At 67.4% G+C, this 18794-nt stretch carries 9 protein-coding genes and 2 pseudogenes; 7 read left to right on the top strand and 4 right to left on the bottom strand.

Going from position 1 to position 18794, the window contains the following annotated elements:
• The first annotated feature begins 28 nt into the window (after positions 1 to 28).
• The 4 genes and pseudogenes from AC1RRR_RS12700 (at position 29) to AC1RRR_RS12685 (ending at position 8091) form a co-directional block, all read left to right on the top strand.
• A pseudogene (locus tag AC1RRR_RS12700) lies at positions 29 to 3402 on the top strand (TonB-dependent receptor).
• Between the two features lie 135 nt (positions 3403 to 3537).
• A complete protein-coding gene (locus AC1RRR_RS12695; protein ID WP_492813504.1) occupies positions 3538 to 4107 on the top strand; it encodes a hypothetical protein in 570 nt (189 codons plus the stop codon).
• Between the two features lie 102 nt (positions 4108 to 4209).
• Positions 4210 to 5505, top strand: a pseudogene (locus AC1RRR_RS12690) (aminotransferase class V-fold PLP-dependent enzyme); the annotation flags it as partial.
• A gap of 237 nt (positions 5506 to 5742) precedes the next feature.
• Positions 5743 to 8091: a TonB-dependent receptor gene (locus AC1RRR_RS12685; protein WP_492813502.1), complete on the top strand. Its 2349-nt coding sequence runs from the start codon at positions 5743 to 5745 to the stop codon at positions 8089 to 8091.
• Between the two features lie 12 nt (positions 8092 to 8103).
• Here the strand turns inward: AC1RRR_RS12685 and AC1RRR_RS12680 are convergent, their stop codons facing one another.
• The 3 genes from AC1RRR_RS12680 to AC1RRR_RS12670 form a co-directional block, all read right to left on the bottom strand.
• The gene (locus AC1RRR_RS12680) at positions 8104 to 8823 is read right to left on the bottom strand and encodes a DUF6683 family protein (protein ID WP_492813500.1); all 720 of its coding nucleotides are present in this window, start codon (positions 8821 to 8823) and stop codon (positions 8104 to 8106) included.
• Positions 8824 to 8884: 61 nt separating this feature from the next.
• A complete protein-coding gene (locus AC1RRR_RS12675; RefSeq protein WP_492813499.1) occupies positions 8885 to 10000 on the bottom strand; it encodes a hypothetical protein in 1116 nt (371 codons plus the stop codon).
• 90 nt (positions 10001 to 10090) lie between these two features.
• On the bottom strand, positions 10091 to 11326 hold the full coding sequence (locus AC1RRR_RS12670) for a TetR/AcrR family transcriptional regulator (RefSeq protein WP_492813565.1): 1236 nt from the start codon (positions 11324 to 11326) through the stop codon (positions 10091 to 10093).
• Between the two features lie 283 nt (positions 11327 to 11609).
• Between AC1RRR_RS12670 and AC1RRR_RS12665 the strand changes: the two genes are divergently transcribed.
• On the top strand, positions 11610 to 12785 hold the full coding sequence (locus AC1RRR_RS12665; protein WP_492813497.1) for a Yip1 family protein: 1176 nt from the start codon (positions 11610 to 11612) through the stop codon (positions 12783 to 12785).
• Positions 12786 to 12897: 112 nt separating this feature from the next.
• Here the strand turns inward: AC1RRR_RS12665 and AC1RRR_RS12660 are convergent, their stop codons facing one another.
• Positions 12898 to 14832, bottom strand: coding sequence for an ATP-binding protein (locus tag AC1RRR_RS12660; protein ID WP_492813495.1), 1935 nt, complete (start codon positions 14830 to 14832; stop codon positions 12898 to 12900).
• Positions 14833 to 14954: 122 nt separating this feature from the next.
• On the opposite strand from AC1RRR_RS12660, the gene AC1RRR_RS12655 reads away from it, so the two are divergent.
• Both AC1RRR_RS12655 and AC1RRR_RS12650 read left to right on the top strand, forming a co-directional pair.
• Entirely contained in the window at positions 14955 to 16181 is a 1227-nt protein-coding gene (locus tag AC1RRR_RS12655; protein ID WP_492813494.1) for a serine hydrolase domain-containing protein, read from the top strand.
• A 407-nt stretch (positions 16182 to 16588) separates the two neighbouring features.
• The gene (locus tag AC1RRR_RS12650) at positions 16589 to 18667 is read left to right on the top strand and encodes a 3-hydroxyacyl-CoA dehydrogenase NAD-binding domain-containing protein (RefSeq protein WP_492813492.1); all 2079 of its coding nucleotides are present in this window, start codon (positions 16589 to 16591) and stop codon (positions 18665 to 18667) included.
• Positions 18668 to 18794: the final 127 nt, after the last annotated feature.

Raw genomic sequence — 18794 nt, 5'->3', positions numbered from 1 at the left:
GTTGCGATGCACGCGTCATAACTGATCGCTGATCCCATACCTGTCAGCAGTGCGACGGGCTGACGCAGGCTCTGTTGCCCTTGTGTTGCGGCGGTTGACGGCGCTGCAAAACATACCGCATCATCGAAACAGATGTTCGATCTTTGTGATCGGCATCCGCCTCGGTTGCAAAACCTGGGCTGTATGCGTGGCTTTTCAAGCGTCCGACCCCAGGGGAACCAAGGTTTGTCGGCTCCAGAAGGCGCATCGCCAAGTTTCGAAAAAGAACGCTCCTCACGGCGCGCCGGTCCGGCCGTGCGCGTGCGGACGTGTGGATTCGGGAGATCGCCACCCCGCTGAACGACCCCTGGTCGCTCCATGACGAGCCGCCAGTTCAAAAAATAATCGAGGGAGGGAAAATCAATGAAACGAACCAGCTTCCTGCGCGGGGGCTCGTGCCTCGCGCTGGCCATGTCACTAGCCAGCGGGGCGGCCTATGCTCAGCAGCGCAACGACGCCCCGGTCGAGGTCGAGGAGGTCGTCGTCACCGGCTCGTTCATCCGGGGCACGCCTGAGGACGCGGCCCTGCCGGTCGACGTGATCGGCGCCGAGGAGCTGCAGAAGCGCGGCTCGCCCTCCACTGTCGAACTCCTGAAGGCGCTGTCGATCTCGAACGGCGTGCTGGGCGACACCAACCAGTTCGACAGCCGCGCCCAGGGCTCGGAAGGCTCGGGCTCGGTCAACCTGCGCGGTCTGGGCTCGCAGCGCACCCTGGTGCTGCTGAACGGCCGCCGCCTGGCCATCAACCCGTTCGGCGCGGCCGGGGCGGGCATCGTCGACACCAACATCATTCCCGCCGCCGCGATCGGCCGCCTGGAAGTGCTGAAGGACGGCGCGGCCGCGACCTACGGCTCGGACGCCATCGCCGGCGTCGTCAACTTCATCACCAAGAAGAACTTCGAGGGCCTGGAAGCGGCCGCCGACTACCGCCACATCGACGGCTCGAAGGGCGACTACGGCGGTAGCCTGACCTGGGGCAAGACCTGGGACAACGGCAACGTCTTGGCCAGCCTGGGCTGGCAGCACCGCTCCAAGCTGTCGGTCGCCGACCGCGAGTGGGCCAACCAGCCGTATCTCAGCAACCCCGAGGCCGGCTGGTCGGCCGCCGGCAATCCGTCGACCTTCATCCCCCTGGCCAGCACGACCAGCGGCATGCGCGACCCGGCCTGCGCGGGCCTGGGCGGCTATCCCGGCTTCAGCGGCCTGACGCCGGTCTGCTACTGGCACTACACGCCGTTCGACAACCTGGTCGAAAAGTCCAACGCGGTGCAGGCCTATGCCGAGGTCAACACGGATCTCTCGGCCAAGACCAAGTTCCACGCCGAGGTGCTGTACGCGCACACCGACGTGCCCGACTGGAACACCTCGCCGTCCTATGCGGCCCTGGCCGTGCCGACGGCGGAAGTGGCCCCGATCGCCGCCCTGGCCGGTCGCTACTTCGTGCCGGCTACCAATCCCGGCCTGGCGGCCTTCATCGCCGCCAACCCGACCGTGCAGCTGACCAGCCTGGTCACCGGCGCGACCACCACCGCGCCCGGCGCGATCTTCGCCGGCGGGGCGCTGAACGCCGCCAACCGGCCGTTCGGCATCGGCGGCAACCCGAAGTTCGGCTACGGCCCGTCGATCGGCTCGCGCTCGTTCGACGCCTTCCGGGTGTCGGCCGACCTGTCGGGCGAATTCGACAACGGGATCGGCTGGGACGTCGCCCTGACCTATTCGCAGGAAGTGGGCATCCGCACCGGCTATGACACCCTGGTCAATCGGTTCGCGCTGGCCCTGCAGGGCCTGGGCGGTCCGCTGTGCGACAGCAACCCGTCGCTGCCCGGCATCCAGGGCACGCCCGGCGTCGGCCAGTGCATGTATTACAACCCCTTCGCCAGCGCGATCCCGTCCAACGCCATCACCGGCGTGGCCAATCCGGGCTACAATTCCGCCCTGGCCAACAACAAGGATGTCGTCGACTGGTTCTTCAAGAAGCTGTCGACCAAGCAGTCCTCGCGCCTGTTCGTCGGCGAGGCGGTGCTGAACGGCAAGACCAGCATCAGCCTGCCGGGCGGCGACGTCGCCTGGGCCGCGGGGGTCCAGTACCGCCGCAGCTACTTCAAGGCCGACTACAACGACATCAGCAACGCCGCGATCAATCCGTGCGTGAACACGCCCGACTTCGGGGTGACCAACTGCACCGGCTCGCAGCGCAACGGGCCCTTCATGTTCCTAGGGGTCGGCAACGAGGCCGATAACCAGAGCGACGTGATGGCCGGCTTCGGCGAGCTCAGTGTGCCGATCAGCGACGACTTCCAGGCCCAGTTCGCGGCCCGCTACGAGAAGTACGGCAACGGCATCGGCTCGACCTTCAATCCCAAGGCTTCGCTGCGCTGGCAGGCCCTGCCGTGGCTGGCGTTCCGCGGCTCGGCCGGCTCGACCTTCCGCGGCCCGCCGGACCCGCAGACCACCACCACCTCGGTGACCTCGCTGCAAGGCATCCTGGGCGTGTTCCGCGCCGTCGACATCTTCGGCAACCCGAACCTGAAGCCGGAAAAGGCCAGGACCTACAACTTCGGCACGCTGTTCAACGCCGGCGAGTTCAAGGCCAGCATCGACTACTTCTACTTCGACTTCAAAAACCCGATCGTCGCCGAGCCGGTCGCCGGCATGGTCGCTTCGCTGTATCCGAACGGGGCGGCGGGCGCGAACAACTGCGCCGATCCGGCCTATGCGGGCCTGGTCTCGCGCTTCACCTTCAACGGCGCCTGCGGCACCCCGACCACCAGCATCGCCCGCCTGCGCACCAACTACATCAACGGCGCGCCGGTGAAGAATGCGGGCTTCGACTTCTCGGCCGAGTACCGGTTCAAGGAGGTGATCGGCGGCGACCTGACCTTCGGCGGCAACGCGACCTACATCCAGAAGTACAAGGTCGGCGCCACCGTCGTGGAGGGCATCACGGTCGAGAAGGCCTTCGACGCCGTGGGCCTGTTGAACTACCAGACCACCGTCGTGCCGATCCCCAAGTGGAAGGGCGACGTCTTCGCCGAGTGGAACGCGGGCATCCATAACCTGCGCCTGTCGGTCCACTATATCGGCAGCTACACCGACCAGCGCACCGCGCCGTTCGCGGCCAACGCCTACAAGGACACCACGGGCGCGTTCGTGACGGTCGCCGCCGGCAAGAAGATCGAGAAGCAGGTCCTGACCGACCTGGCCTATCGCGCCCTTCTGCCGTGGGACACCACCCTGACCCTGGCCATCACCAACCTGTTCGACAAGGACCCGTCCTACGCTCGCCTGGACCTGGGCTACGACCCGTTCACCGGCGATCCGCTGGGCCGCACCTACAAGGTGGGCCTGCGCAAGAAGTTCTAGTTCCTCCGGCCAGTACCTCGAGTGTTGTGGGAACTTGCGGCGCGTCCTCCCCGGGGCGCGCCGTCTTCTTGCGAAAAGGGATGGCGAGCGTGCGGTCCGGCCTCTAGCGTGCGCGACGCAACCTGAGGTTTGTCGATGCTTCGCGTCCTGTTCCTGATCGCCGGCCTGGCGATCGCGTCTCCCGCCCTGGCCGCGCCGTGCGTCGAGGGCGCGGCGGACGCCAAGCCGCTCGAGATGACCAATCCCGATGTGGGGGCGCGGCTCCTGGTGATGCAGGGCCTGTGGACACGGCTGACGGTCGACAAGTTCTACAAGGAAGATCTGGCCAAGATCCGCACCGCCTGCGAACGCGGCGCGTTCGAGGTCGGCGGCAAGACCTACGCCCTGCGCGGCGACAGTAACGATGCGGTGGTGCTGTCCCGCGCGGCCTTGCCCGCCTCGAAGAAGGACCCTCTGGGCTACCTGACGCCGACGCCCGACCTGATCGCCGCCATGACGGCCGGCAAGCCGGGGACGCCGCCGACGATCCTCGGCTACGCCCTGGTCACGGCCGAGGGTGACGCCCACACGACCTGGCGGGTCTATGACAAGGTCCCCGTCGACGCCGTGCTGCTGACCGACTTCGCCCAGGCGCTTTCGGGCCAACTCCAGCCGCTGATGCGTTGGAAGGGCGGCAAGGTCGAGATCATCGTGCCCAAGCGTTAGGCCGCGCCGCGAGAAGGACGCAGCGGCGGCGCGGAGGACTTGCCAAGCTGGACGGGCTCGGACCTCATGAGTGTTACATTGTAACTCTTCGCGAGATCGCTCCCGATGGCCGCCACGCCGACCCGTCGCCTGCTGCTGAAGTCCGCCGCCTTGGCAGGTCCCGCCCTGGCGGTCGCGCCGGTGATGGCGGCTGAGCCCCTGGTCCTGAAGCCGAGCTCCATCCAGGCCGCCGAGCTGCCCAAGCACTACGACGTCACGCCGGGCGTCCATAACCTGGAGGCCGGCTACTGGAGCATGATGCCCCGGGTGGTGGCCGACGAGTATGCGCGGCAGGTCGCGGCGGTGAACAGCGCCAACGCCGTCTGGGCGCGCAATGTGCTGCCGGGCGGCGAGGGCTGGACCACGACCTTTAAGGCCGCCCAGGCCGCCATCGCCCGCCAGATGGGTTGCGCGACCGAAGAGATCGCCGTCACCCGCAGCGGGGCCGACGCCCTGCAGATGCTGATCTGCAACTACAAGCCGCTCAAACCCGGCGACGCGGTGATCCACTGCGACCTCGACTACGACGCCATGATCGCGGCCATGAGCTGGCTGGGCTCGCACCGGGGCGCCAAGGTCGTGAAGTTCGCCATGCCCGAGCCGGCGACCACCGCCAACATCCTGGCCGCCTACGAAGATGTGCTGAAGAAGACGCCGGAAGCGAAACTGCTCCTGGTCACCCAGATCTCCAACCGGACGGGCCTGGTGACGCCGGTGCGCGAGATCGTCGCCATGGCTCGGGCGCGGGGCGTCGATACGATCGTCGACGCCGCCCACGGCGTGGCCCTGCTGGACTTCCAGGTCGAGGACCTGGGCGCGGACTTCGTCGGCTGGTCGGTGCACAAGTGGACCTCGGCCCCGCTGGGCACGGGGGCGATGTACATCCGCAAGAGCCGCCTCTCCGACATCGACATCGCCTTCGGCAGCACCGTGCCGGCCGACGACATCAACGCCCGCGTGCCGCCGGGCACGGTGAACTTCCCCGGCGTGGCGACCATCCCGACGGCGGTGGACTTCCACTTCGCGATTGGCGCGGCGGCCAAGGAAAAGCACATGCGGGCCCTGCGCGATCGCTGGGTGAACGGGGTGGCGGACCTCGCCAATGTTGAGATCGCCGTGCCGGGCGACCCGGCCCGCTACTGCGCGATCACCAGCTTCCGCCTCAAAGGCATGGATACCGACGACAAGGCCAAGCTGGTTCAGAAGGTGCTGTTCGAACGCCACCGCGTCCACACCGTCTGGCGCACGGGCGTCACGAAGGGGCCGGTGATCCGTGTCACACCAGGCTTCTACAGCACGCCCGAGGACGTCGATGCGCTGGCCAAGGCGCTACGGGCCGAGCACAAGATGTTCGCTTAAGCCGACGTGGCGGGGCTGTCACAGTTGATTCAGCCGCTGTTTCGCGAAGGCTTCAGCCGCTGAGCTTCGAGCGACTCTCTCGCCGACCCAGCTGGATAAAGGTCCGTAGGCCTATCATGACAAATCCATGACGTTCGCGCGTCTGGGTGTCTCGAGAACCCTTTGAAAGGTTTGGAAAAATGTAAATTTGGCTACATGTGGCCCGGCTAGGTCTCGCCCCCTCTCAAGGGGATAAAAATGAAGACCTCTCTCAAGCTGCGCGCCTTCCTCCTCGCCGGCGCCGCCATCCTGGCCGCCCCCGTCGCCGCCTTCGCCGAGACCGCTCCGGCTGAAGCCGTCGCGACCGCCGCCGCCGATCCGGCCGCCAATCCCGCCGACGAAAACACCGCCCTCAGCGACGTCCTGGTCACCGCCACCCGCCGCGAGACCAAGCTGCAGGAAACCCCGATCGCCATCTCGCTGATGGACAACAAGGCGCTGGAAGCGCGCCGCGTCCAAAGCCTGATGGACCTGAACGACGGCGCCATCCCCGGCCTGCGCGTCGCCACCTTCGAGGCCCGCCAGTCGGCCCTGACCATCGGCATCCGCGGCATCGTCCCGCTGGACGCCAACCAGCCCGCCCGCGAGCAGGGCGTCGGCGTCTATATCGACGGCGTCTATCTGGGCCGCCAGCACGGCCTGGGCGCGGCCCTGCTCGACATCGAGCGCATCGAAGTCCTGAAAGGCCCGCAAGGCACGCTGTTCGGCCGCAACACCGAAGGCGGCGCCCTGAACATGGTCACCCGCCAGGCGACCGGCGAGTTCGACCTGCGCCTGAAGGCCGGCGTCGGCAACTACGGCTCGCACAATGCCGAGATGCACCTGAACCTGCCGGCCGTGGGCGACTTCGCCTTCAAGATCGACGCCGCCCTGCAGCGCCAGGACGCCACCACCAAGAACCCGCTGCCCGGCGCGATCGGCTGGAACGCCTATGACCGTCGCGGCCTGCGCGCCCAGGTCCGCTGGCGCCCGACCCAGAACTTCACCGCCGACCTGATCGGCGACATCGGCCAGGACAAGAACACCCCGTTCTACAGCCAGCTGCTGGGCTACAACCCGCTGGGCCTGACCGTCGGTCCGGCCACGGGCACGCTGCCCTCGGGCCAGATCCGTCCGCTGCCGTCGATCGTCATCGCCAGCGACAAGCGCATGAAGATGGCCGACATCGGCGTGCCCCAGCAGTGGAGCGTCGACGACACCAACGGCGTCTCGCTGAACCTGAAGTGGGTCGCCAGCGACAACCTCGAACTGCGCTCGATCACCGCCTATCGTGAAGTCGACGTCGACCAATGGGACAATGCCGGCGGCGCCCACCGCATCCCGGCCTATTCGCCCAACACCAACTTCAGCCGCTACAGCCTGGCGGGCCTGTGGCAGCACCAGTTCAGCCAGGAATTCCAGGCCGTCGGCAGCCTGGACCGCTTGGACTACGTCGCGGGCCTCTACTACTTCACCGAAGACGCCAGCGACGACGCCTCGACCCCCAGCACCAACCGCTGGAACGCCGACGGCACCGGCTACACCATCCTGGATCCGGCCCCGACCATCCGCGGCACCCGCTCGATCGACCGCGCTTCGCGGGCCACGGCCGAGAGCTACGCCGTCTACGGCCAGGCGACCTACACCCCGGCGCTGCTGAACGACAACCTGCACCTGACGGTCGGCGGCCGCTTCACCTGGGACGACAAGAGCGGTGAGCTCTACATCGTCAATAACGTCCGCACGAACCTGACCTTCGCCCAGAAGAACGACCGGTTCGACCCGATGGTCACCCTGGCCTATGACGCGGCCGAGAACGTCCATGTCTATGCCAAGTACTCGACCGGCTATCGCGCCGGCGGCGCCAGCTCGCGCTCGCTGACCTACCGCGCCTTCGGTCCGGAAGAGGTCAAGGCCTACGAGATCGGCGCCAAGACCGACCTGTTCGATCGCCGCGTGCGCCTGAACCTGGCCGCCTACGCCATGGACCGCCAGGGCAGCCAGATCGACTTCAGCCTGGTGACCGTCACGGGGTCCTCGACCCGCAACACGCTGGAGACCATCAACGCCCCGGGCACCACGAAAATCCGCGGCTTTGAAGCCGAGGGCCAGTGGCGCGTGACCGAGGGCCTGACACTGTCGGCGGCCTATGCCTATACCGACACCGAGGTGCCCCCGACCCGCAACCCCTTCAACGGTCAGCTGCAGCCGGTGTTCATCGTCTTCACGCCGAAGAACGCGGGCAGTGTCTCGGCCGACTACGAGGCGCCGCTGTGGGGCGCGACGTTCCAGGCCCACCTGGACGCCAACTACTCGGACGCCACCCAGACCTTCGACCAGACCGACGTGAAGGCCGACAAGTCTTTCATCATGAATGCCCGCGTCGGGCTGGCCGACATGCAGCTGAAGGAGGGCGGCCCGCGCATGGCGCTGTCGCTGTGGTCGCGCAACCTGCTGGACGCCGACTTCGTCTACCGCCGCGACCCGGCCAACCGGGCGACGCTGGGCGACTACGGCAACCTCAACGCCCCGCGCACCTACGGCGTCGAGCTGTCGGTTCGCTACTAAGCGCTAAAGGCTTCACGCCCGTCGGACGAACCCGGCGGGCGTGAGGTTCAGCTGGCGCAGGTTCACGCCCATCTCGGTCTTGAACCGGGCGTTGGCGGCGTCGCCCAGGCGGCGGGCCAGGTCGCGGTCGCCGCGCTTCATGGCGTCCAAATAGGCCGCGTGCTGCAGCAGGAAGTTCAGCATCAAGGTCTCGGCCATCTCCTGCCGCTGGGCCGAGTTCAGGCGGGTGTAGGCGGGATTGTCGGCGATCATGCCGCGCACCTGCCGCAAGGCGCCCTGGGCCTGGGCGCGATTATTGTCGGCCCCATTGGCCATCACCCAGTTCAGCACCCAATAGCCGGCCAGGGCGTCAGCGACATCGCCCGCACGCAGGCCGTCGCCGCCGACGATGCCGGCCCAACTCTTCACCGGATCGCCGGTGCTCAGGATCCCTGCAATCCTCCGTTCGGCCTCAGGTCCGGACTGCCGCCCGACCCAGTCGGCGAACTGCCGCCGCACCCGCTGGCTGACGGCCGGGGAGGGCGCATAGGCGGTGGTCGTGGGCTTCGCCTTCGGGCGAGCCGGCGCGTTGGAACGCCCTGAATTGATCGCCGCCTCGACCCGCTGCTGGTTCAGGATGGAGTTGAGCTCGAAGCCCTGCGGCAGCACCGTGGGCATGTCCTGGGCGGCGGCGGGGATCGGCGCGGCGAGCAGGGCGGCGGCCAGCAGCACGCGCGCGAAACGGGTCGGCATCGGAGGCTCCCTTCCTAGGCGCCTGCGCTAACGCCCTGGGTTGAGGAAGGCTCCCGCCGAACTAGAGGTAATCCAACAGGCTCGGCGGCCCGGCCAGCGAGCCATCCGCATTGAACATCTGGGCCAGCTTGTCGCGCGAGGCCTGCAGTTCGACCATCTTGCCGTAGACCGCCGGGGTCCAGCCCGAGGCTTGGCGTTCCTCGGTGGTCATGCCGGCGTAGCGGGTGATCATCGCCTTGCCGAAACCGCCTTCGTCCTCGCTGGTCGCGCTGTAGCTGGCCTTGATGGCGTCGCTGTCGCGCTGGCGGATCTCGGCCTTGGCCTGGGCGATCTCGTGGCCCGAGAACTGCTCGTCCTTGTTCAGCGCGATGGCCGATAGCGAGCGGTCGTCGAAGCGGCGGAAGTCGATCTCGCCGCTGCTGGAGTCCTTGGCCGCCTCGGGGGCGAAGGCCAGCTCGTACTGCTTGTCCAGCGCGGTGCGGACGTCGCCGGCGACCTTGCCGAAGTCGCGGGTCTTGGCCCCGGCCACGGCGCTGCCGGTTTCCTTCATGTAGGCGGCGACGCTGTCGCCCTCGATGCCGGCCGGCGCCAGGCCCGGACGGGTGATGGCCTGCTTGCGGCCCTCGACCAGGGCTTCGCGCTCGGCGGTCCAGGCGGCCGAGCCCTTCTCCTCGGGACCGGCGGCGTCCAGCTGGTCCAGAGCGGTCTGGTACAGGCTGGCATAGTCGCCGGTCAGTCGCGCCTGGGCGGCGGGGCCGGCCAGGGCGGTGTCGTGCTGGCCCTTCAGGGCCAGGGCCGCGACCACCTGCTGGTCCATCGGGAACTGGCCGCCGCGATTGCTGGCGACGGCATAGAGCGTGCGGCGGTCCAGGCTGGTGACGTCGATCGTCGCGTCGCCGTCCTTCAGCGCGCTGGAGGTCTTGGCGGCCTTGAGCAAGCTGGCGATCTGGGCGCGGGCCTCGGCGACGACGGCGTCAGTGGTGCGCGAGTCGGTCTGGGCTTTCAGCGCGGCCTGGGCGGCGGCCGACAGGGTGACATTGACCGCCGGCGTGTTGATCGTCGGGCTTTGGTCGCGCGTCTGGCCATAGCCGGTCGACTGGTTGGCGCGCTGCGTCGCCGTCTGCCCGGCGGTCAGGCCGGGCGCATAGGTCGGCGAATACGGGTTGATCGTCGTCATGGCGCGGACGGAACTCGAAGCGAATCAGACGCTTGACGATACCAGCCGCCCCCAGGGCAGGGCCACCCTATGGTTAATAGGTCGCAACCTTTACGCCAAAACCCCGGTCAGCAGGGGCTTGGCGAACAGGTCGGCGGCCTCGTCGCGCTCCAGGCCGGGCACCCACGCGCCCAGCGAGGCGGCGGCGTTCAGCATCGAGTTGATCATGTGGGCGGCGATGGCGGGATCGATCGGGCGGATCGAACCGTCGGCGATGCCGTCCGAGATGATCGCCCCGAACCGCTGCCAGCCGCGCGCATACCCGTCGGCCATGTCGTGGCGCAGGGTGTCGGGCAGGGCGCCCATCGACGAGGCCCGCAGCAGCGGTCCGTGCTCGGACAGCTGGTAGCTGGCCAGGCCGGCGGCGGTCGAGGTCAGCTGGGTCCAGCTGTCGGCCTCCAGCGAACGAGCGTCCAGCTGCGAGCGGCGGGTGACGGTGAAGGTGCGCTCGAAGCACTCGGACACCAGGGCGTCCTTGTCCTCGTGGTGGTGGTAGAACGAGCCCTTGGTCACGTTAAGCGCCGCCGAGATGTCCTCGACCGAGGCGCCGCGATAGCCGCGCTGGTTGATCAGGCGGGTAGCGGCGACCAGGAAGGTCTCGCGCCATTCCAGGCCTTCCGGCGACAGCGGGGTCGGGTCGGGCAGGGCTTGCGGCGCCCAGGCGCGGCCGCCGGCGGGCAGGCCGTTCAACAGGATGTCGCCCAGGCGGTCGCGCACGCGGCCATAGTCCTCGACATCGTAGCGGCGCAGCCAGGTGCCCGACCAGAACACCTGCTCCATCAGGAGGTGGGCGCGGGCGTTGCGCTGGCGCTTGTCCAGGTGGGCCAGGGACGGATCGTCGAAGAAGCTGCGCACCCGGCGGAAGAGGTCATTGAAGGCGCTGACCACCGAACCACGCAGGGGCTCCTTCAGCGCCTTGATCTCGGCGAAGCTGGTCAGGGGCGTGGCCTCACCGAGACGAACGCGGCGGTTGAGGTCGAGATACAGGTCCAGGAACTTCAGGATGCGCGCGGCCGGGGTCGTCTCGGCGGCGGCCTCGCCGACCATAGCCTCGAAGCGCTCCAGCCCGCGCATGAAGCAGGCGGCGGCCAGGTCGTCTTTCTTGCGGTAGTAGTAGGTGACGCTGGTGGTGTTCAGGCCGACCTTGGCGGCGACGTCGGCCAGGGTCATGCCGCGCACGCCCTGGCGGTTCAGGATCGCCGTGGCGGCCGCCAGGATCGTCTCCTTCTTGCGGGCATAGCGCGCTGTCGCCGCCCCCGCGATCCGACCGTCATCCATCGTCACCAACCCCAAGAAACCCGTCCTTCGCCGGTTGCGCCAGTCGTTGGACGATCGGGTCCAATTTAGGCGCGGGGAGGGCCATCTTAAAGGGCGGCTCCGTCCGTCTGGGGACAATAGGCGCCCCGTACAGCCGGGGTTTGTCAGGAATGTTGCAGTCCAACCCATTTTCTGAGCGCCGCGACGGCGTTGGGACCTGTCGGAAAACGTTGTTTCGACCTCCGCGCGAACTGTGCCTAGATGGGGCCATCGGGGCGGGCGCTGGATTCCTTATCAAGGAGCGTTCGCGAAAATGACGGTAGTTGAAGGCGGATCGGCGGGGACCGGTCTGGTCGCAAGGATCAAGGGCATCCTCATCTCTCCCGCCACGGAATGGGAGAAGATCGAGCGGGAGCCCGCCAGCATCGGCGGCCTGTTTGCGGGTTATGTCTGCATCCTGGCGGCCATTCCGGCCGTCGCCGGGCTGATCGGCGGGCAGGTGTTCGGCATCGGCGTGCCCGGCCTGTCGTTCAAGCCGGGTCTGGGCGCGGCGATCTCGCTGGCGGTGGTCGGCTATCTGGGCTCGCTGATCCTGACGGCCGTGCTGGGCCTGATCATCGACGCCCTGGCCCCCAGCTTCGGGGCTGAGAAGAACCGCGTGCAGGCCTTCAAGGTCGCGGCCTATTCGGGCACCGCCGGCTGGGTGGCGGGCGTGTTCCAGGTCCTGCCGATGCTGGGCATCCTGGCGCTGCTGGGCAGCCTGTACGGCTGTTACCTGCTGTATCTGGGCCTGCCGCGCGTGATGAAGGCGCCGCCTGAGAAGGCCACCGGCTATGCGGTCGTCACCATCATCGTGGCCATCGTGGTCTCGCTCGTCATCGGCGTGGTCACCACCGCGATCGGCGGCGTGGCCGGCCTGTCGGGCCTCAGCGCCATGAGCCATGCCGACAAGGCCTCGGGCACGGTCGAGATCAACGGCAACAAGGTCGACCTGGGCCGCATGGAGGCCGCCGCCAAGCGGGCCGAGGAACTGTCGAAGAACCCCGGCAAGGCCGCTTCGCCTGAAGCGCTGAAGGCCCTGCTGCCCGCCAGCGCCGCCGGCTTCACCCGCGCCAGCGTCGAGACCAACTCGAGCGGCACGGACCAGGCCCAGATCGTGGTGGCCACCGGCCAGTACGAGAAGGCGGACGGCGGCTCGTTCCGCCTGACCATCACCGACCTGGGGCCGGTGGCGGGCCTTACGGCTCTGGCGGCGGGCATGGGCGGTCACGCCACCCGCGAGACGGCCGATGAGTACGAAAAGACCACGACGGTCGATGGCCGCCTGACCACCGAGCAGTGGAATCGTCAGAGCAACTCCGGGAAATATTCGGTGGTGGTTGGCGACCGCTTCGCGATCGAGGCCGACGGCTCGGCCGGCAGCGTCGATGAGCTGAAGCAAGCCGTTCGCGCGGTGGACGCGGGCCGGCTGGAGGCGATGGCGAAGTAGGGCAGTGGGGCCGCCCTCGTCCTTCGACAAGCTCAGGATGAGGGCTACTTTTGGCGGTTCACTAGAAACCTCACCCTGAGCTTGTCGAAGGGCGGGGTTTCGGGCCCTCGGCCTACGACGCCTTGCGCGTCCCCGACCGTTCCGCCGTCAGGGCCCGGGCGATGGCCTGGGTCAGGGCGGCGGGGGAGAGGGGTTTGGCGATGGCGCCGTCCATGCCGGCGGCCAGGTAGGCGGCCTGCTGGTGGGCCATGGCGTTGGCGGTCATGGCCAGGATGGGCACCGCGCCGGCCGGACCCTTGAGGGCGCGGATGCGGTGGGTGGCCTCGACGCCGTCCATGCCGGGCATCTGGATGTCCATCAGGATCAGGTCGAAGCCCCCGCGCGTGGCGGCGGCGACGCCCAGGACGCCGTCCTCGGCCGCGTCGATCCGCGCGCCCAGAGCTTCCAGCATGCGGCCGGCGATCAGGCGGTTGGTGGCGTTGTCCTCGACCAGCAACACGCGCAGGCCGGCGAACAGCGGGGCGTCGGGCTCGTCGGCGTCGGCGGCCCCCTGTCCGAGGTGCGGCGCGGCGCAGGCCTCGGCCTCCAGGTCCAGCCAGAAGGTCGAGCCCTTGCCCAGTTCGCTCGAGAACCCGACCTCGCCGCCCATCATCTCGGCCAGGCGCCGGCAGATGGCCAGGCCCAGGCCCGAACCGCCGAAGCGCCGCGTGGTCGAGCCATCGCCCTGGCTGAAACGCTCGAACAACTGCTGGCCGGCCTCCTCGCCGATGCCGACGCCAGTGTCCTGGATCTCGAAGCGCAGGCGGGCGCGATCGCCCTCCCGGCTACCCGAGAGCCGCGCCACGACGCCGCCCTCCAGGGTGAACTTCACGGCGTTGCCCAAGAGGTTGAACAGGGCCTGGCGCAGGCGCAGCGGGTCGGTGGCCACCCAGCCCAAGTCGCCCGGCGCTTCGACGCGGAGATAGAGCCCCTTGGCCTCGGCCTGCGGCCGCAGCATGTCGGCCACTCCGGCCAGCAGGTCGGCGGGCTCGACCGGTTCAGTGGTCAGCTCCAGCTTGCCGGCCTCGATCTTCGAGAAGTCGATGATGTCGTTCAGCAGCTCCGACAGCATCTCGCCGCAGCCCAGGGCCTCGTTCAGCAGGCGGCGGCCGTCGTCGGTCAGGCTTTCGTTCTTGAGCAGGTGCAGCACGCCCAGCACCCCGTTCATCGGCGTACGGATCTCGTGGCTCATATTGGCCAGGAACTGGCTCTTGGCCTCGGCCGCGCCCAGTGCCGCGTCGCGCGCCTCGACCAGCTCGGTGACGTTCTGGCTGATGCCGATCACGTCCCAGGCGTCGGGGCTGGAGCCGCGCACGCCGCGCCAGGCGCAGTGCATGTGGGCCCATTGGCGGGTGGCTGGATCCAGGTACCGGTAGTCGATCTCGACATGCTCGCCGCGCCGCAAGGTCTTGGAGAAGGCCCCCCAGACGCGCTCGCGGTCGTCCTCGTGGATCGACATCGTCATCTCGGTGACGGTCATGATCCGCACGCCGCCCTGGGGCGAGCTGGGCGTGGGGATATCCTGGTCGAAAACGTAGACGCCCTTGCGCGGATTGAACCGCCAGACATAGACGCCGGCGGCGGTGCGCAGGAGCTCGTTGGAACGTTCGGTCTGCTGGCGGGCGATCTCGTGGGCGCGGTCCTCGCTGAAGTCCTGGAAGACGATCAGCAGGCCGCCGCCTTCCAGCACCTTGGACTGCGAGCGCACCCACAGCCAGCCGCCGCCCTTGCGGGCCAGGCGGTGCTGCGAGCGGGCGTGGCCGACCGCGCGCAGGGCGTCGGCGATCGCGTAGATCACCTCGGTGTCGTGCAGGTGGAAGAAGTCGCGGATCGGACGGCCCAGGGTGTCCTCGGACGTCCAGCCGGTCAGGTCGGTCCAGGCCGGATTCACACGGATGATCGCGTCGTCCTGGAGGACGACGAACATGTCGAGGCTGCTCTGGAAAAACCAGTCGGCGGCCGCGGCTTCGATTCTGGAGGCAGCCTCGGTATCCAAGTGCTTGCCCATCCCGTTTCCCTCGTTTTCAATCGGTATCGCAGGATCGGGTAAAGTTTACGTTGCGGCATAACGTCCGAACGCGAGTCCTGATCCAGGCCAATGAAAGTCGTCATCAAGGGGAGAGCAGGGCGTTGAGTAAGCCAGAAGCCGTTGGACTGTCGTCGGATCGACTTAACCGCATCGAGACCTTCCTCAAGGGAAAGTATATCGACACCGGTAAACTGCCTTGCGCCCTGACCCAGGTCTGGCGGCGCGGGAAGTTGGCCTACACGTCGGTGCTGGGCAGCGCTGATATCGAGCGCGGCAGGCCGCTGGCGGCCGACAGCCTGTTCCGCATCTATTCGATGACCAAGCCGATCACCAGCATCGCCTTCATGATGCTGGTCGAGGAGGGGCTGGTGTCGCTGGACGACCCGGTGCACCGCTTCATCCCGGCCTGGCGCGACCAGGGCGTGTTCGTGGCCGGCGTGCAGGGCGCCTTCCAGACCAAACGCACCGCCGAGCCGATGCGGATGCTGGACCTGCTGCGGCACACCTCTGGGCTCACCTACGGCTTCCAGAACCGCACCAATATCGACGCGGCCTATCGCAAGCTGAAGCTGGACGGCATCGACAGTGAGGGCGGGCTGCAGGGCTATGTTGATGCTCTGGGTACGGTGCCGCTGGAGTTCTCGCCGGGCGAGGCTTGGAACTATTCGGTCTCGACCGACGTGCTGGGTTATCTGGTCGAGAAGATCTCGGGGATGCCGTTCGACGTCTTCCTAAAGACCCGCATCTTCGATCCGCTGAAGATGGTCGACACAGGCTTCTTCGTGCCCGAAGGCCAGCGCGCGCGCTTCACCGCCTGCTACGCCCTGACCCCGTCGGGCAAGGTGGTCTTGCAGGACGATCCCGAGAAGAGCCGCTTCCTCAGCGATCCGATGGTCAAGTCCGGCGGCGGAGGCCTGGTTTCGACCGCCGACGACTACATGCGCTTCTGCCGCATGCTGTTGAACGGCGGCGAGCTGGACGGCGTGCGCCTGCTCAGCCCCAAGACCATCAAGCTGATGACCATGAACCACCTGCCGGGCGGCAAGGAGCTGGTGCATCTGTCAAAGTCGCTGTTCAGCGAGGCGGTGTTCGAGGGGCTGGGCTTTGGCCTGGGCTTCGCGGTGACGATCGACCAGGCCCGGACCAAGAACCTGGGCTCGCTGGGCGAATACTTCTGGGGCGGTATGGCCTCGACCGCGTTCTGGATCGATCCGGTCGAGGATCTGGCGGTGGTGTTCATGACCCAGCTGATGCCCTCGACCGCCTATCCGATCCGCCGCGAGCTGCGGACCTTGGTCTATTCGGCCTTCACCGAGAGCGCGGCCTAGAACGCAAAGAAACGGCGCGGGATGCCCTCCCGCGCCGAGTTGCGCTTTACCAAAGTCCGACGCATTGCGAGCAATACGTCACGCTCGCGGAATCCACCGACTTCGAAACGTCAGGACGCGTGCAAGTCGCGCCCAAAGCCCATGACTTTCCGCGAACGCCCTCCCCAGTGCGGGTCATTCTCTCTGGAATTCAGGCAAATGCGGCGCCCAAGCATCGTTCGGCGGCGCATCCGCATCCACGGATGACCTCGACTGAAACTAACGTTTCGAATTTGGAGTATGCGTTTGAAGTCGTCAACACGACTTGCCCGAGAAACAGGCGCCGCCACGGAGGTCTGGACATCTTCGCGTGAGCGTGCAGGCTGGCTTCAAACAATCGTTCAAACGAAAAACAGGGTCGAAACGCCATGGCCGCGATCAACGCCGTCACCGATCTTTCCGTCGAAGGCGACATCGGCGTCGTCACGCTGAACTCGCCGCCGGTCAACGCGCTGTCGGCCGCTGTCCGCGAAGGGCTGAAGGGCGCGTTCGACGCCGCCATCGCCGATCCGGCCGTGCAGGCCATCGTGCTGATCTGCGAGGGCAAGACCTTCATCGCCGGCGCCGACATCACCGAGTTCGGCAAGGCGATGACCGGCCCCAGCTTGCAGGACGTCCAGAACGTCATCGAGAATTCGCCCAAGCCCGTGGTCGCCGCGATCCACGGCACGGTGCTGGGCGGCGGCCTGGAGGTGGCGCTCGTCGCCCACTACCGTGTCGCCGTGCCGTCGGCGAAGGCCGGCCTGCCGGAAGTGAACATCGGCCTGCTGCCCGGGGCCGGTGGCACCCAGCGCCTGCCGCGCATCGTCGGCGTCGAGAAGGCGCTGGAGATGGTGACCAGCGGCCAGCACGTGCCTGCCAAGGCGGCGCTCGCCATGGGCCTGTTCGACTCGCTGGTCGAGGAAGGCGCGCTGCGCGACGGGGCCATCGCCTTCGCCCGCGTGGTGCTGGCCGAGGACCGGCCGCTGAACAAGGTCCGTGAGCTGAACGACAAGGTCGAGGCCGCGCGCGGCAAGCCCGAGATCTTCGCCGACTTCCGCAAGGCCAACGCCAAGAAGTTCCGCGGCTTCATGGCTCCGGAGAACAACATCAAGTGCATCGAAGCGGCGGTGAACCTGCCCTTCGAGGAAGGCCTGAGGGAAGAGCGCCGCCTGTTCATGGAGCTGATGACGGGCAGCCAGTCGGCCGCCCAGCGCTATGTGTTCTTCGCCGAACGCCAGGCCGCCAAGATCCCGGACGTGCCGGACGACACCCCGCTGATCCCGGTCAAGAAGGTCGGCGTCATCGGCGCCGGCACCATGGGCGGCGGCATCTCGATGAACTTCCTCAACGCCGGCATCCCGGTGACGATCATCGAGGCGAAACAGGAGAACCTCGACCGTGGCGTCGGCGTCATCCGCAAGAACTACGAGAACACCGCCAAGAAGGGCCGCCTGACCCAGGACGACGTCGAAAAGCGCATGGGCCTGCTCACGCCGTCGATGAACCTGGAGGACCTGGCCGACTGCGACCTGATCATCGAGGCCGTGTTCGAGCTGATGGAGATCAAGAAGGAGGTCTTCGGCAAGCTGGACAAGATCGCCAAGCAAGGCGCGATCCTGGCTTCGAACACCTCGTACTTGGACATCGACGTGATCGCCGCCAGCACCAGCCGGCCCGAGAGCGTGATCGGCCTGCACTTCTTCTCGCCGGCCAATGTGATGCGCCTCTTGGAAATCGTGCGCGGCGCCAAGACCGACAAGTCGGTGATCGCCACCTCGATGCAGATCGGCAAGAAGATCGGCAAGGTCGCGGTGCTGGTCGGCAACTGCCACGGCTTTGTCGGCAACCGCATGCTGGCCCAGCGCCAGCGTGAGGCCCAGAAGCTGATCCTGGAAGGCGCCATGCCCTGGGACGTCGACCGGGTGCTGTACGATTTCGGCCTGCCGATGGGGCCCTTTGCCATGAGTGATCTGGCCGGTCTCGACATCGGCTGGGACCCGGCCAAGACCTCGTCGTCCACCGTCCGCGAAGTGCTGTGCGAGATGGACCGTCGCGGCCAGAAGAACGGCAAGGGCTTCTACGACTACGACGAGAACCGCAACGCCAAGCCGTCGGCAGAGGTCGAGCAGGTGATCCGCGACTTCGCCGAGAAGCGCCAGATCCAGCGCCGCGAGATCACCGACCAGGAGATCCTGGAGCGCTGCCTGTATCCGATGGTCAATGAGGGCGCGAAGATCCTGGAAGAGGGCAAGGCCATCCGGGCCTCGGACATCGATATCGTCTGGATCAACGGCTACGGCTGGCCGGTCTATCGCGGCGGCCCGATGTTCTGGGGCGAGCTGGTCGGCCTGGACAAGATCCTGGCCAAGATGCGCGAGTTCCACGAGACCCTGGGCGAGGACTTCAAGCCGTCGGCGCTGCTGGAGCGGCTGGTGGCCGAGGGCAAGGGGTTCAAGGACGCTTGATCCATCTCCCTCTCCCTTGATGGGGGAGGGTAGGGTGGGGGTGATGCGGCGGTTGAGGCCGCGCTCCCACGTCCGACGCTGTCACCCCATCCCCAACCCCTTCCCCATCAAGGGAAGGGAGGAGTAG

The sequence above is a fragment of the Caulobacter sp. GW821-FHT12D05 genome (assembly GCF_058807295.1).
This window is presented reverse-complemented; position numbering and strand designations above follow the sequence as displayed.

Coding starts and splice junctions, on each gene's coding strand:
- AC1RRR_RS12665 (WP_492813497.1), top strand. CDS start 11,610: ATGACGGTAGTTGAAGGCGGATCGGCGGGGACCGGTCTGGTCGCAAGG.
- AC1RRR_RS12695 (WP_492813504.1), top strand. CDS start 3,538: ATGCTTCGCGTCCTGTTCCTGATCGCCGGCCTGGCGATCGCGTCTCCC.
- AC1RRR_RS12680 (WP_492813500.1), bottom strand. CDS start 8,823: ATGCCGACCCGTTTCGCGCGCGTGCTGCTGGCCGCCGCCCTGCTCGCC.
- AC1RRR_RS12685 (WP_492813502.1), top strand. CDS start 5,743: ATGAAGACCTCTCTCAAGCTGCGCGCCTTCCTCCTCGCCGGCGCCGCC.
- AC1RRR_RS12660 (WP_492813495.1), bottom strand. CDS start 14,832: ATGGGCAAGCACTTGGATACCGAGGCTGCCTCCAGAATCGAAGCCGCG.
- AC1RRR_RS12650 (WP_492813492.1), top strand. CDS start 16,589: ATGGCCGCGATCAACGCCGTCACCGATCTTTCCGTCGAAGGCGACATC.
- AC1RRR_RS12675 (WP_492813499.1), bottom strand. CDS start 10,000: ATGACGACGATCAACCCGTATTCGCCGACCTATGCGCCCGGCCTGACC.